The following is a 16,020-nucleotide window of genomic DNA, read 5'->3' on the forward strand; positions in this document are numbered from 1 at the left end:
AGGAGGACTTTCAATGAGTAAAAAAGGCGGATTTTTATTAGGAGCAATCATCGGAGGAACAGCGGCAGCAGCAGCAGCACTTTTGTTGGCGCCAGAATCTGGTAAGACATTAAGAAATAAATTAGCAAAACAAGCAGACGATTTATTAGATAAAGCATCTGATTATGGTGATTTAGCCAAAGAAAGAAGTACGGATCTTGTCGATATCGCTAAAGACAAAGCGGCAAAACTAAGCGAGCAAGCATCTGACTTCACCGGTTCTTTAACAGCGAAAGTCGATGACTTAAAAGAAACAGCAGCTGGTTCATCAGAAGAAACCGTTGAAGAGTTAAAGAAACAAGCAGGTGATCTATCAGAACGCTTCAAAAAATCAGCGAACGAGGTCAAAGAATCAGCGAAAGATGCCAAAGTAGACGCTGATGACACGGTGCAAGATATCATCATTGATGCAAAATCTTCTGCAGCGGATATGAAACAAACCGTCAAAGAAGGAGCACAAGAAGCAAAACCTGTCGTTGAAGAAGCCAAAAAAGACGGTCAAGCAGCCGCAGCTGATTTGAAAAAAGAAGCTGGAAAAGCAGCAGATGATGCCAAAAAAACAGCGAAAGCAGAAGCAAAAGATGCTAAAGCTGACTTAGAAGATGCGAAAGAAGAATTAAAAGATACATTAGAAAAAAACAATCCTGAAGCATAAGTAAGGATAAAACTTGATTACTTCAAAAGATAAAAACGTTCGCCAGTTAAATCGGCGAACGTTTTTTTGTGATTTTGGTAGTTATTCGTTTGATGCTTGGGTGATTTCCCAATCGCAAAGTTGATAGAGCCAATCCTGCGGGTGACTGAATGGAAAGCCAATTTCCTCAGCGAGCTCCACATTGATCGAATAAGCAGGTGTACCATTATAAGGGCCTTGATCGCCTGTTTCTGAAAAGAGCGGGGAAAGACCAGTTTTTTTCGTTACGTATTGCAGCACTTCTTCTAAGGAAACTGTACCTTTTGACGCACCATTGATGGGTCCTGTGAACGAGCTAGTACCTAGAAACGCTAAAAATTTACCAGCTTCTTGGGCATCCACAAAGCCCATTTGATGCGTTAGATTATCGACAGCCATTGGCTTTTGCTTTATCAGATGGTCAATGTAAAAGGTAAAACGTTTTGTGTAATCATCTGCACCGATCACATAAGGAAAGCGGACAAAAACGGACGGGATCTGACTGTATTTTTGGGTCAGGATCTCTTCCACGGTTCGCTTGCCTTGTGCATAATCGACCTCCTCAGAGCTGACCAGTCTGAAGGGTTCTTTAGCAGGGTCAAAATCCGCTTCAATCAAATCGAAGTGTAATTCATGGTACGCAGACATTGAGCTAGTAACGATGTAGCGCTTCGGTGTGACATGACGCAGGAGAATCTCAATGTCATTGGAAGTATAAGCAATATTGTCGTAAACGACCTCATAGGTTTCTTTTGTTAATGCCGTTTTGATACTTTCTTCGTCGGTGCGATCGAAGATGATTCTGTTGACTTGATCGCCAAAGGAATCTTTCGTGTTCCCTCGGGTAGCGATCGTCACGTCCAATCCTTGATCAATTAGTGATTGGACCAAATATTTACCGAAAAAACGCGTGCCGCCTAAAACCAACACTTTTTTACTCATAAGAACACTCCTTTTCATGTAATGCTAACATGTTGCGCCGTTTCATTAGGAAAATCAAGATAAGATCAATAATTCTTTTGCTGTCTTGGTAAAAGGTACACAGCCATCTGCAGTGACATACACACAGTCTTCAATGCGGACACCGACCTGATCTGGTAAATAAATGCCCGGTTCGATAGAGAAGCACATACCTTCTTCGATCACTAAATCATTGCCAGTGATCAAAGAGGGGAACTCATGAACCGTGGTCCCGATTCCGTGACCTAGACGATGGTTGAAGTAGTCGCCGTAGCCATAGCCAGTAATCACATCACGAGCAATCTTGTCTAATTCTCCAGCGGTAATCCCAGGTTTGACCGCTGCTTGCGCTGCTAGTTCAGCTTCAAGAACGATGTCATAAATTTTTCTTTGTAATGCAGTCGGTTCTTTATAGGCAACCGTTCTGGTTGCATCACTGCAATATCCTTTCCAAACGACCCCTAGGTCAAACAAGACGAGTTCATTGGCAGTCACTTTGCGGTCACCAGGTACGCCATGAGGACTTGCTGCATTGGCACCAGCTAACACCGTCGTATCGAAGGACATATGGGAAACCCCACGCTTTTTCAACTCGTACTCAATTTCCGCAACGATTGCCATTTCGCTGACGCCTTCTTTGATGGCAGCAAATCCAATCTCAAAAGCAACGTCTGCCCAGTTGCCAGCTTCTAGCAAGGTGTCAATTTCAGCAGCCGTTTTGGTTAACTGCATTTTTTGAATGACCGGAGTCACATCTAAAGAAAAATCGGTCTGTGGCAAAAACCGTTTCAATGCTTCATAGCGCTCGACGGAAAGGTCATTTTTTTCTAGTGCCAAGGAAGAAACTTGGTAACGAGAGGTCAATTCCTGACAGATTTTCGCCCAAGGGTCTTCGCTATCGAGATAACCGATAATGTCAAAGGGCCAGCCATTATTTTTTGCTTCTTCTACTTCCAGAGCTGGTGTGAAAAGAAAGGGATCTTTTCCAGGTGCGACAAACAAAGCAAGGACCCGTTCATGAGGTTCACTTTTAAAACCTGAAAAATAAGCGATCGTTGCTGGATTAGAAATATAGGCAACATCTGCGCCATTGGTTTTCAACCAGCCATTTAACTCATTGATTTTTTTATCATTCATTTGAAAAAACCTTCTTTCAAGTATTCTTTTTCTATTTTATCATGCTTTAGAAGAGAATAGGGGCGGGGAAAGTAGGAAATTGCTAAGTTTTCATGAAAACAAAATTAAAACGGTTGCAAATACGGAAAAAATTTGCTATCCTAACAAAGAAATGTAAATAAGATTTTCTGAAAATAGAATAAGGGAGATATATCATGGAAAAACAAACAATTACGATTTATGATGTTGCACGGGAAGCGAATGTATCGATGGCAACTGTTTCACGGGTAGTCAACGGAAATCCAAATGTAAAACCAGCAACTCGTAAGAAAGTGCTGGAAGTGATCGACCGCTTGGATTATCGTCCAAACGCAGTTGCTCGAGGGTTAGCAAGTAAAAAGACCACGACTGTTGGTGTCATCATTCCTGATGTCAGCAATATGTTCTTCTCATCACTTGCTCGTGGGATCGATGATGTAGCGACCATGTATAAATACAATATCATCTTAGCCAACTCTGATGGCGATACAATGAAAGAAGTCAACGTTTTGAACAACTTGTTAGCAAAACAAGTGGACGGCGTTATCTTCATGGGTCATCGCATCACGGATGAAATTCGCGGAGAATTCTCTCGCTCAAAAACACCAGTCGTTTTAGCTGGTTCGATCGATCCTGATGAACAAGTAGGAAGTGTCAATATCGATTACACAGCAGCTGCCAAAGATGCTGTTTCATTATTGGCGAAAAACAATCAAAAAATCGCTTTTGTCAGCGGTGCTTTGATCGATCCAATCAATGGCCAAAACCGCTTGAAAGGCTATAAAGAAGCCTTGAAAGAAAACAACCTTGAATATTCTGAAGGGTTGATCTTTGAATCACCATACAGCTTTAAAGAAGGCTTAGCCTTAGTTGATCGCATCATCAACAGTGGTGCAACAGCAGCTTATGTCACAGACGATGAGTTAGCCATCGGTGTCTTAGATGGTTTGTTAGACAAAGGTGTTAAAGTTCCTGAAGATTTCGAGATCATCACCAGCAACAATTCATTATTGGCTGAAGCAGCTCGTCCACGCTTATCAAGTGTGACGCAACCATTGTATGATATGGGTGCCGTTGCGATGCGTCTATTGACAAAAATGATGAACAAAGAAGATGTAGAACAAAAAACGATCGTCTTGCCTTACGGTATTTCAGAAAAAAGCTCTACGAAATAAGCAGCGATTTGATCAAACGATCAGTGGAACAACGCCTTGTTGTTCCACTTTTTGCTTCAGCGATCGTTCGTGTGGGGAGAAAATCTATGGATTTTCTCCTCACACTTTTTTTGCATAAAAAAACTGATCAGCACAAGGCTGATCAGTCATCATTATTGTTGGTATTTTGTTGATTATTGTCTTGCTGTTCCTCATCGTCATCCTCATCATTTGCCGTAGGTGTAACATTGTTGGATGCGTTATTCGATGATGTATTCGACGAACGATTTGTTGAACGGCTAGAAGATGCTTTTCTCCAATAGTCAGCGTAGTTTGCATCTGAACCACCGAGTCCAAATTTGAAATCGACCGTATCTGGTCCGCCAGTGGCCCAATACGAAGTAACGGTACTGCTTGGATTGGTATAGGTCCGATTATCGACTCGCACGGTTCCTCCTGGTTGGGTACCAGTAAACTTGGAAACTTGAGCTTTTTTGACATCACTAGAAAGTTCAAACTTCTGATTCACACCAAAGACTTCTTGGTTTGTTTGATAAATACGATTGATCAAGTAAGCCATATAGTTGGCTGTCCGAGTTCCTGCAGCGCTATCGGTCCCCTTATTGTCATCTCGACCTGACCAGCTGCTGATGGTGATCGATGGGGTGGAGACGACTAGCCAAGAGTCCGACCAGTTGTTGGTGGAACCAGTTTTTCCGACCCAATCGGCATTTCCGAGGTTCCAATCCAATCCGCTGATAACCGATTTAAAGGAACTGGTTTTTTGCTCATCGATGACACTACGCATCATGTCGGTCATGATGGAAGCCGTCGCTTCTGAAAAGACTTGGACAGGTTTGGCTTCATGCTGGTAAAGCACTTCGCCTTCATTGTCTTTGATTGATTCGATGATATAGCCTTGCTGATAAACACCATTATTGGCAAATGTTTGGAAGCCATTCGTTTGATTCAAGACTGTGACATCTGTAACCCCTAATGGCGCTGATTCATACGCCCAGCTATTATCTTCGGGATAGCCCATTTTGCTTAAATAATTTGTGTAGGCATAAAAATGATCGCCTTCTTTTTCCCAAAGATCTTGGAAAATATTTGTCGCTGCGATATTACTGGAAACCTCCAATGATTCACGAATCGACATAAAAGTATTGGTTCCACGGTTTGTGGCATTGACGATCGGCTCACCGGCGTTTTCTCCTGTCCGCCATTTTGCGGCATAGTCAGAAACCATCGATTCAGAGCCCATTAAGCCACTTTCGATCGCCGGTCCGTAAACCAGCATGGGTTTGATACTTGAACCTGCTTGGCGTTTGGCATCAAAGGCATGGTTGAATTGATTGTCAGCATAGTTACGACCGCCAATAAAGCCTAGTACTTTCCCAGTGGCGTTGTCCATCATGACATTGCCGACTTCGATGGTGGAGTCACCCCAGTTGTCTAGCATATAGCCGTATTTGTCGACGGCATCTTGCATCGCATTATAAATATCTTTATCGATCGTTGATGTGACGGTATAGCCGCCATTAACAAGTTTTTGCTGCGCCAATTCGAAGTATTTTTGATAGGTTTCCTCTTTGGCGTATTCTTCGTCACTGACATCATCTTCATCTGCCAGCTGTTTGGCAATAATGTCTTTTGCTTCATTTAACACAGTGTAATAAAGGAAGCTTTGATCCGTTTGTTCAATGGCTTCTTGTTTTTTGAAGTCTTGCTTCAAGTCATAATTAAGCGCCTCTTCGTATTCTTCTTTCGTGATATCGTGGTTACGATACATACTGAAGAGCACGAAGTCTTTTCGTTCTAAGCCAGCGGTCAAGTTTTCCTTGATCTCACCCGTATTTGTATAAGGGCTGTAGACGATCGGGCTTTGTGGCAGACCCGCAATAAAGGCTGCTTGCGGTAAAGACAGGTCAGCTGCGTTGACGCCAAAAATTCCTTGCGCCGCTTCTTGCACACCTGCGATATTTTGCCCTTTATTGTTTCGACCAAAAGGGGAGATGTTTAAATACATAGTGACGATCTCATCTTTATCGAAAAATTTCTCCACTTCCATGGCTAATAAAATCTCATTGGCTTTGCGTTTAAAGGTCGTTTCACTGGAAAGGATTTGTTGTTTTACCAGCTGCTGGGTCAAAGTGGAACCCCCGCTGCCGCCAAAGCCTGTCGCTTCTGACAATAATGCCCGCACGACTGCTTTTGGTACGACCCCATTATGAATATTAAAATATTCATCCTCTGTTGCGATGATCGCTTTTTTCAAATAATCTGAAATTTGATCGGAATTAACCGACGTTCGCATTAGATCCGAGCGAATCGTTGCGATTTTGCTGCCATCAGCGTATGCGAGTTGAGAAGTCTCTGTGATGTCGGTCAATTCTTTTTGTAACTCATCTTTAGAAGGAGCTGCGGTATCTTCCACAAGAAAAGCAAAGTAGCCGGCACCGATCCCTAAGGCTAAAGAACCGCCTAGAACCAGCAAAGAAATAGCAACTAAGAACAGGGCATGTAAAACCCTAAGACTGATGTTGAAATAGAACCAGCCTCTATTTTTGTTTTCTGTATTCTTTTGATTTTTCGTTTTCTGGGACAAAAAGAGTCACCTCAATAAATTAGAATAGATTCCGTGTAATTATAGCAAAAAACAAGGCGCTTGGGTAGCACCCTATCTGTTATCGAAAGAAGTGTGGGAGAAAATGCCAGTTGGTGTTTGTATTGAACCAGCGATAATAAAGGAAAATGAACGGATTTGCCTAAAAGTTTCTTTTTTGGTAAAGGACTTTGAGAGAAAGACTTTTCATTGACCTCTTTTTCAGTTAAGATGAACAATGAAGCAATTATTAGGAGGAGAAAGAATGAGTACAGACTTTTTTGAAGAGCTAAAGCAACGCGGATTAGTTCATCAGACCACAGACGAAGCAGCCTTGACCAAACAATTAAATGAAGAGTCTGTGAAACTATATATCGGCTTTGATCCTACCGCAGATAGCCTGCATATTGGTCATTTATTGCCTATTTTGATGTTGCGCCGTTTCCAACAAAACGGACATGTGCCGATCGCATTAGTAGGCGGTGGTACAGGAATGATCGGTGACCCATCCTTTAAAGATCAAGAACGTCAATTAAACACACTAGATACCGTTTTAGAATGGTCACAAAGTATCAAGAGCCAATTATCTCGCTTCATTGATTTTGATGACCAAGAAAATCCTGCCATCATTGCCAATAACTATGAGTGGCTAGGGGAATTGAAACTGATTGATTTCTTGCGCGACACTGGGAAAAACTTTACCATCAATTACATGATGAGCAAAGAAAGTGTCAAACGTCGGATCGAAACTGGGATCTCCTACACGGAATTTGCATACCAGCTATTACAAGCCTATGACTTTTTGAATCTTTACGACAACCACGGTTGCTTGTTGCAATTAGGCGGTAGCGATCAATGGGGGAATATCACCTCTGGGATCGAATTATTACGTCGTGAGCGTGAAGTCCAAGGGTTCGGTTTGACTATGCCATTGATCACAAAAGCAGATGGAACGAAATTTGGGAAAACAGAAGGCAATGCGGTTTGGCTAGATGCCAAGAAAACGACGCCTTACGAGTTCTACCAATTCTGGATCAATACGGATGATCGTGATGCAGTCAAATTCTTGAAATATTTCACCTTCTTATCATTAGAAGAAATCGCTGCGATCGAAGCAGAATTTAACGCTGCACCAGAATCTCGAGCAGCACAAAAAGCTTTGGCAAAAGAAGTCACTACTTTGGTTCATGGGGCAGAGGCTTATGAACAAGCCTTACGCATCTCAGCAAGTTTATTCAGTGGCAATATCAAAGAATTGAACGCTGAAGAGATCGAACAAGGCTTCAAAGGGGTGCCAAGCCATCAGGTAACAGCAGATGATTCTTTGAACATCGTTGAAGTGTTGACGACTGCTAAAATCGAACCATCAAAACGTCAAGCAAGAGAAGACGTTCAAAATGGTGCCATCTACATCAATGGGGAACGCGTCCAAGACCTAACGTACGAGCTCCAAGCAAGTGATCGGATCGGTGGAAAATACGTCGTGATTCGTCGTGGCAAGAAAAAATATTTCTTATTAACATTTTAATCGCAAAAAGCGAACCGCCTTGTTGGTTCGCTTTTTTCAAATTTTTGTAGAGGAAGGGTTTTTGTTGGAATGGGAAATATAGTGTTGAATGCCGCCGGTTTATTTGCCATGATCTTCTTAGGGTATTTTCTTAAGCGGCTAAACGTCCTTTCAAAAGCGGATGGCTCGATCTTATCCAAAATTATTTTGAATGTGACGTTACCGGCAGCAATCATTTTGAATTTAGCTTCAATGCAAGTACAAGTCAGTGCGCTTAGTTTGATTGTGATCGCGTTGATCATTACGATCGTTCAGATCCTCTTCGCATTTTTCTTGACCAAAAAAGAATCGAACACGCTGCAGCAGTTTGCGATGTACTGCGGTTCAGGCTTTAATATCGGCAATTTTGCGATTCCTTTTGCCCAAAGCTTTTATCCTTTAGGGATTCCGCTGATTTCGCTGTTTGATATGGGGAACAGTATCATGTTGGCAGGGGGAACGACGATTTTCATCGAATTCTTGATTGGAAAGCGGACGACGTTTGAACCAGGGAAAATCTTTTTGAATCTCCTGCGTTCGCCAACGTTTACTATTTATCTAGTGATGCTGATTATCCGCAGTGCGGATTGGAGGATTCCCGAAGCGGCATTGGCGCTTGTCCAACCAATCGGGATCGCAAATACGTTTTTGTCCATGTTTATGATTGGCTTATTTTTGGATTTCCGCTTACCGAAGCACACCACCCAAACAGTGATCAAAATTTTAAGCTTGCGGTACGGACTGGCATTCGTGCTGTTCGCAGCTTTCTATGTTTTACCAATCCCAGTTTTATTAAAGCCAGTTCTTTGTTTGTTAGTGTTTGCTCCAATTCCTTTATTCGGTGTCATTAATTCCGTGATTGCTGGAATGGAGGAAGAAGCGGTGGGGTTCGTTTCTTCCATTAGCTTTTTGATAAGTATGCCGCTAATGACGGGTGTTCTGATGTTATTTGGACTCGCTTGATAAAAAAATACGGCAATGAGCAAAATAATCGCTTTACAAGGCGCTTTTATCGATAATAGAGAAGACTAGATTTAGGAGGAAAAGAAAAATGTTGATTGGTTCACACGTTTCAATGAGCGGCAAAAAAATGCTTTTAGGAGCAGCAGAAGAGGCAGCTAGCTATCAAGCTACTACGTTTATGATCTATACCGGAGCTCCGCAAAACACGCGGCGCAAACCGATCGAAGAGATGCAGATCGCAGCTGGACAAGATTTTATGACGGAAAAAGGAATTTCGAATATCGTCGTCCATGCCCCGTACATCATTAATTTAGGCAATACCATCAAACCAGAAAACTTTGGCTTTGCTGTTTCGTTCTTACAAGAAGAAATCCAACGAGCCCAAGCTTTAGGTGCAACTCAAATCACATTGCACCCCGGTGCCCATGTCGGTGCAGGACCAGAAGCTGGGATCAAGCAGATCATTAAAGGCTTGAACGAGGTCCTTGAAAAAAATCAAACTGCCCAGATCGCATTAGAAACAATGGCAGGTAAAGGCACCGAGATCGGTCGCAGCTTTGAAGAATTGGCAGCAATTATCGATGGTGTCACCTTAAATGAAAAATTATCCGTTACACTAGATACTTGTCACACGAACGATGCTGGCTACAATGTCAAAGAAGACTTTGACGGCGTGTTAAACGAGTTTGACAAAATCATCGGGTTGGATCGCTTGAAGGTCATCCATGTCAATGATTCAAAAAATCCACAGGGCAGCCACAAAGACCGACATGCGAATATTGGTTTTGGCACGATCGGCTTTGAAGCCTTGAATAAGATCGTTCATCATGAGCAATTATCAGCGTTACCGAAAATTTTGGAAACACCCTATGTTGGCGAAGACAAAAAGAATAAAAAAGCCCCTTATGGCTATGAAATCGCGATGCTGCGGGAAAAGACCTTTGATCCTGAGCTATTGACGAAAATCATGGCGGGTGCTTAAACGGTTCATTTAACCATGAGCAGCTTATTATTGGAGGAAGAAAAATGGACTTTCAGTTGCTGATCGATGCCGCGAAGCAAAAACTGGGATTCAGACAGCTCTCTCAATTTGCAGAAGCAGGGAGTGTTGCGGCAGCTCTGGCTACTGCAGATGGACAGATTTATACAGGGATCTGTATCGATACCAGCTGTTCTATGGGTTTTTGCGCCGAACAGGCTGCGGCTGCGCAAATGATCACTGATGGTCAGCAGCGGGTGTTACAGATGGTTGCAATCAATTCGGTAGGTGAGCCGATCCCACCTTGTGGTCGTTGCCGTGAATTCATCAGCCAGCTGGATCCTGCCAACCATAACACGCAGGTCATGATCGCAGCAGGAAAAATCATGACGCTAGAAGAGCTGTTGCCTTTTGATTGGAAAGCATCAAAATAAAAAGAGTCCCCTTAGACCGCTGTGTTCTAAGGGGCTTCTTTATTTTATCGATCCATGGACGAGCTAAGTTTTTGGATAAAAAAACTCCTCAACAAGCAATAGCGCTTTGTTGAGGAGTTGATCGATAGCAATGATTAGAATTTTTTCGCAGCAGCTGCTACGCGTTCTAAACCTTCAGCAATGATTTCTGCTGTTTTAGAAGGATCTGCATTGTGGCCTTCAATGATTACTTCTTCTGTGATGTTCATGCCGAACATACCACCGAAAACTTTTTCCATAAAGGTTACAGCGTTTTCCATTGCGCTCATTTCGCCTGAGTAAACACCACCACGGGCATTCAATAGAACGATTTCTTTGTCTTTCAATAATTGGTTCATTGAACCATCTTCGTTATAAGAAAAAGTAAAGCCAGCTTGGAAGATGTAGTCGATGAATGTGTGCAAGGCAGCAGGAATCGTTAAGTTCCACATTGGGAAAGCGAAAACGATGGTATCCGCTGCTGCGAATTTGTTCATCACGTCTTGACGGACAGTCATCAATTCTTGTTCTTCTTGGTTTAATTCTTGTTCTTGTGAAAGTTTGCCAAATGCTTCAAATAACGTTTGACCGATATAAGGCATTGGTTGTGCGTACACATCAAAGGTTACAACGTCCACATTGTTGGTATCAAGATTTTCAACGAACGTATCAAACATTTTTGCAGATACTCCATCAGGACGGTTATTGGCTTTAACAACTAAAATATTTTTCATTTTTTTCCACCTTTACTTTAAGTAAGTTTTAATCACAAAACGTAGTATACTATAAAATAATTTTGCTTACAATAAATAAGTACACTTTTTTTAAAAAAGCTGGAATTTTGCAGTTTTTTTCACACAGATTTGGTAAACTTTAGAGAAAACAGGAGGATTTCTATGAAAATATTCGTGGTCGAAGATGACAAATCGTTAGTCAAAATGATGGAAAATCAATTATCCCGCTATGCGTATCAAACCTTTGTTCCAGAAAATTTCGCTGCGGTTTTAGATGAATTCTTGATGATCCAACCTGATTTGGTTTTGTTGGATGTCAATCTACCTTATTATGATGGGTTTTATTGGTGCCAAAAAATCAGGGAACGTTCGTTGGTTCCAATTCTCTTCATCTCCGCCCGTGACGGCAATATGGATCAAGTGATGGCTCTAGAATATGGTGCTGATGATTATCTAGTCAAACCTTTTTCTTATGATTTGCTGCTGGCAAAAGTAAAAAGCCACATTCGTAGAGTCTACGGGGATTATGCACAGTCTGATCGGGCGAGAAGTTTGAAAGCTGGCGAATTGATCTACTATCCCGAAGCATTGAAGATGGTCTATCGTGAAGCCAGTGAATGGCTGACTGTTCGAGAAGGAGAATTATTGACCCTGTTAATGTCGGCACACCCAGAGATGGTCAAACGGGAACGGATCTTAAATCTATTATGGGATGATGAGCGCTTTGTTGATGACAATACGCTTTCTGTCAATGTCGGCCGTTTGCGAAAAAAACTGGCGGCAATGGGCATCAATGATCCGATCCAAACGATTCGCGGAAAGGGCTACGCCTTATCAGTGATAGGTACGGAAGAATGAAAGCATATGCAAGTGTTCATTTACCTAAACTACTCGTTACGTTCCTAGCCATTTCATTGTTCGTTTTAGTGATTTGGTTGGATGGCTATCGAAATTACCTCGTAATTGGTTATGGTCTGCTTCTATTCGGGCTGTTCATTGTTCTTGTTTATTTGGTAGATTACCTTTCCAATACTGCGTTTTATCAGTATATCAAGCATGGAAGAGCGACACACCGAAGCAATGGCTACCTTTCCAAGCAATGGCGCAAGCAGTTCGATGCCCATGAACAGCAAGAGCAAGAGCGGCTGACAGAATTAGATCAGCACCATCAAAATCATATTCGTTTCATGAATATCTGGGTTCATCAAATGAAAACACCTGTCTCAGTTTTGGCGCTAATGGCTGAAAGTGAAGAAGTCGATAGCTATGATCTTTTGGCTGAAACAGATCGCTTAAAAAGTGGCTTGGCGACTGCGCTGAATTTTGTGCGCTTGGAAGATTTCACGGAGGACTTCGTTATCGAATCAGCCTCATTGTTGGAATTGTTAAAACACAGTATCGGTGACCAGAAGCGAAATTTTATTCGCAGTGAAGTCTATCCGAAGCTGATGAGTGAAGCAGATATCACGGTGACAACAGACAAAAAATGGCTAGGTATTTTGCTGTTTCAACTCATCAGCAACGCCATCAAGTACTCAAAGCCAGACAGTAAAGTCTATTTTGAGATCGATCCTTTTTCTAGAAGCTTAACGATCGCAGATGAAGGCTGCGGGATTGCAGCAGCGGATCTCCCGCGGGTTTTCCGCCCCTTTTATACAGGTCAGAATGGGCGGCAAACAGGAGAGGCAACTGGGATCGGTCTTTATTTAGTTGAAACGATCAGTACGCAATTAGATATCGATGTATCGCTTGCCTCTAAGGAGAATCAAGGCACGACGGTTACCTTAACATTTCGGAGGTGAAGGCTTTCTTACAATTTTGTAAGCTTTCTATCATGAAATCGATAACTGATTGCGGTGTCGCCTGCTAAACTGGTAGCAAAGGAGTGAAGATGATGGCTTTACTAGAATTGAAAAATGTATCGAAAACCTATACAGGGGAAGTGTCTGTTGAGGTTTTACAACAAATCGATCTCAAAGTGCCAGAAGGAGAATTTATCAGCATTATGGGTCCATCTGGCAGTGGCAAGACCACCATGCTGAATTTGGTGGCAACATTGGATAAACCCACTTCAGGTTCGGTGATCCTCAAGGGAGAGCAGCCACTAGAATTATCTAAGCAAAAACTCGCGGAGTTTCGTCGTCGGCAACTAGGCTTTGTTTTTCAAAACTACAATTTGCTTTCGCCATTGAGCGTGCTTGAGAATGTGATTTTACCACTGACATTGGATCGGGTGGCAGTTCCTGAGATGAAAGAACGTTCGGAGCAGCTATTACGTGAACTTGGGATCTATGAGAAAAAAGACAAACGCATCTATCAGCTTTCCGGTGGAGAGCAGCAGCGAGTTGCGATTGCTAGAGCTTTGATCCATCAACCAGAATTGCTTTTAGCAGACGAACCGACGGGTAATCTTGATTCCAAGGCAGCACGAGATGTCATGGAAATACTAAGTCAGATGAACAAACAGCGAAAAGTCACCACTATGATGGTCACCCATGATCCGTATTCCGCCAGCTTTTCTGATCGGGTCGTTTTCATCAAAGACGGAAAGCTGTATAACGAAGTCTATCGTGGTGCTGATCAACAGCAATTTTATCAAAAAATTCTTGAAGTCCTAGCACATTTAGGAGGTCGCCGTCATGAATTTCAGACAGTTGATCATTCGTAATCTGCGGGGGAATTTTCGAACCTATGCAGCATACTTCGTCAGCAGCGCCTTTGCGGCGATGGTGTTTTATATCTTTAGTCTTTTGCTCTTTCATCCGCAATTGGAAGAAAACTTATCTAATAGCGATACACTTTCAAGCTTAGCTAAGGTTGGTCTATCCGTCGCACTCGTGGTGATCGCCTTACTGTCGCTGTTGTTTTTATGGTATACATTTGTGGTCTTTTTGAAACGACGCAAACGTGATCTGGCGATCTACTTGATTTTGGGGATCGAAGAAAAAGATCTGCGAAAGATTTTGTTTGTCGAAAATGCCCTTTTAGGAACCGGCGCCACAGTGACCGGTATTGGGTTGGGGATTTTAGTGACGAAATTGTTGCTGCTGATTGCGCAAAATGTCATGTACTTAACAGAAGGACTGAAATTTATGGTTCCTCTGGAAGCTTTAGGATTGACCTTTGGGATCTATGTCTTCATTTTTCTTTTGATCTCCTTTTTCAGTACTCGCGCCTTGCAAGGAGAACAGATCATCTCATTGATCAAGGAAAATGAAAAACCACGTCCTGAGCCAAAAAGTCATTGGGCATTGGCATTTTCAGGAATTGTGCTGTTACTAGTTGGCTATGGATCGGTCTTTTATTTTAGCTACCAAACCTACTCAATGCTGCCACTTATGCTAGGAGTCTTGTTGACTGTTGCAGGCACGATCTTGTCATTCCATCAGTTCAGCGTATTTCTATTGAAACGATTAAAGAAACGCCCAACCTTCTTACGAGGGACTCGGATGCTGACTATCAGCGAATGGATCTTTCGCATGCGAGACAATGCGGCGATGTATAGTTTGATCGCTATTAGTACCTCCGTGGCATTCGTTGGGATTTCCGTGATGCTGGCGATCGGCAGTTCTTCTTTTTCTTCGATCCAAGGAATCAGTGTAGCCTATGTGTTTCCATGGTCTGGGCCAGAAGACCTCGATCATTCTGAGGGGAAAATGAATGAAATTAAAACTGCCATAGAAGAAAAAGGGTACGCACCTGTAACGGATAGTGTTTCCTTACTATGGGCCTATGCGAATCTTGATGAATCTGCAGTTATGAATGATTCATTTTATACGACGAATGGCTTTTCAATTATGCGAGAAAGCGACTATCAGAAAATGATGAAACAAATCGGTGAGGAAGCTGATTCCGTTGCAGATAATCAAATAATGACACTTAGTGCTAATTATTCACGTCGAAAACAGCTTCTAGAAGTCCCTGAGAACGAACGCACAAGTATCTATCCACTTGAATTGGGTTCAGAAACCGGTATAAAAAAGGATATTACGATTGTCCACAGCCCCTCAATGCTTTCTCTGAATCACTTTGGTTTGTCAGTTGTGACAGATAAGACCTTTGAGGAATGGCAAGCTCTCTTACAAGAATCTAACGATGATATGGAATCTGGTTTTATTTGGTTAGACTATCCAGAATGGGCTGAAACACCTGAATTGGTATCTGATTTCAATGGAAAGTTAGATAAAGAAAATGCCTTGATCGATCAGCAATATGAAGAAATTAGTCAGGAGCTGGAGGCCAAAGGTGAGTATACAGATGAAGAGTGGACCGAAGCTACAAAAGATATACCCGTCCGCACATTTTATACCTCGAAATACCAAGTTTTCCAAGAAAATCGTCAAGGAAATGGCATCATCTTAATGATCACGGTATTACTAGGTTCGGTTTTCTTTATTTTCTCCGCTTCGATTATCTATTTCCGTTTATTTGCAGATTTAGATAAAGATGGGGCGTACCATCGTTCCTTGCATATTTTAGGCGTGTCGCCCAAGGAGCGTCACAACGTTCTGAGACGCCAGCTGCAAGTGATGTACTTCTTGCCAACAGTCGTGGCAATGATCCATTTTGCGGTGGCAATGACCGCTTTGCGTATTTTAGTAGAATTGCCTGTTTGGCAATACTATGGCGTGATCGTTAGTCTCTTTTTGATTTTCCAAATCGTTTTTTACTTTGTTTGTCAGTACCGGTACTTCCAGCAAATTGATCGAATCGCCGATCCGACAGAGTGATTTATTTTTTAGCCAAATCCCTTTCAATCA

14 protein-coding genes are annotated in these 16,020 nt (G+C 42.3%); 10 read left to right on the forward strand and 4 right to left on the reverse strand.

Annotated features, from left to right (window positions below; genetic code table 11):
• The first annotated feature begins 13 nt into the window (after positions 1-13).
• A complete protein-coding gene (locus tag IGI77_RS07215; protein WP_087627328.1) occupies positions 14-694 on the forward strand; it encodes a YtxH domain-containing protein in 681 nt (226 codons plus the stop codon).
• Positions 695-775: 81 nt separating this feature from the next.
• Here the strand turns inward: IGI77_RS07215 and IGI77_RS07220 are convergent, their stop codons facing one another.
• Positions 776-1,654: an NAD-dependent epimerase/dehydratase family protein gene (locus IGI77_RS07220; protein ID WP_438769776.1), complete on the reverse strand. Its 879-nt coding sequence runs from the start codon at positions 1,652-1,654 to the stop codon at positions 776-778.
• A gap of 54 nt (positions 1,655-1,708) precedes the next feature.
• A complete protein-coding gene (locus IGI77_RS07225; RefSeq protein ID WP_438769777.1) occupies positions 1,709-2,809 on the reverse strand; it encodes a M24 family metallopeptidase in 1,101 nt (366 codons plus the stop codon).
• A gap of 194 nt (positions 2,810-3,003) precedes the next feature.
• Between IGI77_RS07225 and ccpA the strand changes: the two genes are divergently transcribed.
• Positions 3,004-4,002 carry a catabolite control protein A gene (gene ccpA / locus IGI77_RS07230; RefSeq protein ID WP_005225798.1) on the forward strand — a complete coding sequence of 333 codons (999 nt, stop codon included), beginning with the start codon at positions 3,004-3,006 and terminating at the stop codon, positions 4,000-4,002.
• 142 nt (positions 4,003-4,144) lie between these two features.
• Here the strand turns inward: ccpA and IGI77_RS07235 are convergent, their stop codons facing one another.
• Positions 4,145-6,589: a transglycosylase domain-containing protein gene (locus IGI77_RS07235; protein WP_034868505.1), complete on the reverse strand. Its 2,445-nt coding sequence runs from the start codon at positions 6,587-6,589 to the stop codon at positions 4,145-4,147.
• A gap of 262 nt (positions 6,590-6,851) precedes the next feature.
• On the opposite strand from IGI77_RS07235, the gene tyrS reads away from it, so the two are divergent.
• The 4 genes from tyrS (at position 6,852) to IGI77_RS07255 (ending at position 10,508) form a co-directional block, all read left to right on the forward strand.
• Positions 6,852-8,114, forward strand: a complete 1,263-nt coding sequence (tyrS, locus tag IGI77_RS07240) for a tyrosine--tRNA ligase (protein ID WP_005225800.1) — start codon at positions 6,852-6,854, stop codon at positions 8,112-8,114.
• A gap of 69 nt (positions 8,115-8,183) precedes the next feature.
• Positions 8,184-9,095, forward strand: a complete 912-nt coding sequence (locus tag IGI77_RS07245) for an AEC family transporter (protein WP_005225801.1) — start codon at positions 8,184-8,186, stop codon at positions 9,093-9,095.
• A gap of 88 nt (positions 9,096-9,183) precedes the next feature.
• Positions 9,184-10,077 (forward strand): deoxyribonuclease IV, encoded by an 894-nt coding sequence (locus IGI77_RS07250; protein WP_005225802.1) that lies wholly within the window; start codon positions 9,184-9,186, stop codon positions 10,075-10,077.
• A gap of 44 nt (positions 10,078-10,121) precedes the next feature.
• On the forward strand, positions 10,122-10,508 hold the full coding sequence (locus IGI77_RS07255) for a cytidine deaminase family protein (protein WP_284591247.1): 387 nt from the start codon (positions 10,122-10,124) through the stop codon (positions 10,506-10,508).
• 134 nt (positions 10,509-10,642) lie between these two features.
• On the opposite strand, the gene IGI77_RS07260 is transcribed toward IGI77_RS07255, so the two are convergent.
• Entirely contained in the window at positions 10,643-11,260 is a 618-nt protein-coding gene (locus tag IGI77_RS07260) for an FMN-dependent NADH-azoreductase (RefSeq protein ID WP_005225804.1), read from the reverse strand.
• A 162-nt stretch (positions 11,261-11,422) separates the two neighbouring features.
• On the opposite strand from IGI77_RS07260, the gene IGI77_RS07265 reads away from it, so the two are divergent.
• The 4 genes from IGI77_RS07265 to IGI77_RS07280 all read left to right on the forward strand — a co-directional run bounded on the left by IGI77_RS07265 (position 11,423) and on the right by IGI77_RS07280 (position 15,990).
• On the forward strand, positions 11,423-12,118 hold the full coding sequence (locus tag IGI77_RS07265; RefSeq protein WP_005225805.1) for a response regulator transcription factor: 696 nt from the start codon (positions 11,423-11,425) through the stop codon (positions 12,116-12,118).
• The gene (locus tag IGI77_RS07270; protein WP_154694402.1) at positions 12,115-13,062 is read left to right on the forward strand and encodes a sensor histidine kinase; all 948 of its coding nucleotides are present in this window, start codon (positions 12,115-12,117) and stop codon (positions 13,060-13,062) included. Before IGI77_RS07265 ends, IGI77_RS07270 begins: the two co-directional genes overlap by 4 nt.
• A gap of 89 nt (positions 13,063-13,151) precedes the next feature.
• Complete coding sequence (locus IGI77_RS07275) at positions 13,152-13,928, forward strand: ABC transporter ATP-binding protein (RefSeq protein ID WP_016610278.1); 777 nt, start codon at positions 13,152-13,154, stop codon at positions 13,926-13,928.
• Complete coding sequence (locus tag IGI77_RS07280) at positions 13,900-15,990, forward strand: ABC transporter permease (protein WP_438769778.1); 2,091 nt, start codon at positions 13,900-13,902, stop codon at positions 15,988-15,990. The genes IGI77_RS07275 and IGI77_RS07280 overlap by 29 nt, the downstream gene beginning before the upstream one ends.
• The last annotated feature ends 30 nt before the right edge of the window (positions 15,991-16,020 follow it).

It is taken from the genome of Enterococcus sp. DIV0213h, from assembly GCF_051711285.1.
In the GTDB taxonomy this organism is placed as follows: domain Bacteria; phylum Bacillota; class Bacilli; order Lactobacillales; family Enterococcaceae; genus Enterococcus_D; species Enterococcus_D casseliflavus.

What these genes read in the sequence shown, in the direction of transcription:
- IGI77_RS07215 (WP_087627328.1), top strand. Translation starts at nt 14, where the DNA reads ATGAGTAAAAAAGGCGGATTTTTATTAGGAGCAATCATCGGAGGAACA.
- IGI77_RS07220 (WP_438769776.1), bottom strand. Translation starts at nt 1,654, where the DNA reads ATGAGTAAAAAAGTGTTGGTTTTAGGCGGCACGCGTTTTTTCGGTAAA.
- IGI77_RS07225 (WP_438769777.1), bottom strand. Translation starts at nt 2,809, where the DNA reads ATGAATGATAAAAAAATCAATGAGTTAAATGGCTGGTTGAAAACCAAT.
- ccpA (WP_005225798.1), top strand. Translation starts at nt 3,004, where the DNA reads ATGGAAAAACAAACAATTACGATTTATGATGTTGCACGGGAAGCGAAT.
- tyrS (WP_005225800.1), top strand. Translation starts at nt 6,852, where the DNA reads ATGAGTACAGACTTTTTTGAAGAGCTAAAGCAACGCGGATTAGTTCAT.
- IGI77_RS07245 (WP_005225801.1), top strand. Translation starts at nt 8,184, where the DNA reads ATGGGAAATATAGTGTTGAATGCCGCCGGTTTATTTGCCATGATCTTC.
- IGI77_RS07250 (WP_005225802.1), top strand. Translation starts at nt 9,184, where the DNA reads ATGTTGATTGGTTCACACGTTTCAATGAGCGGCAAAAAAATGCTTTTA.
- IGI77_RS07255 (WP_284591247.1), top strand. Translation starts at nt 10,122, where the DNA reads ATGGACTTTCAGTTGCTGATCGATGCCGCGAAGCAAAAACTGGGATTC.
- IGI77_RS07260 (WP_005225804.1), bottom strand. Translation starts at nt 11,260, where the DNA reads ATGAAAAATATTTTAGTTGTTAAAGCCAATAACCGTCCTGATGGAGTA.
- IGI77_RS07265 (WP_005225805.1), top strand. Translation starts at nt 11,423, where the DNA reads ATGAAAATATTCGTGGTCGAAGATGACAAATCGTTAGTCAAAATGATG.
- IGI77_RS07270 (WP_154694402.1), top strand. Translation starts at nt 12,115, where the DNA reads ATGAAAGCATATGCAAGTGTTCATTTACCTAAACTACTCGTTACGTTC.
- IGI77_RS07275 (WP_016610278.1), top strand. Translation starts at nt 13,152, where the DNA reads ATGATGGCTTTACTAGAATTGAAAAATGTATCGAAAACCTATACAGGG.
- IGI77_RS07280 (WP_438769778.1), top strand. Translation starts at nt 13,900, where the DNA reads ATGAATTTCAGACAGTTGATCATTCGTAATCTGCGGGGGAATTTTCGA.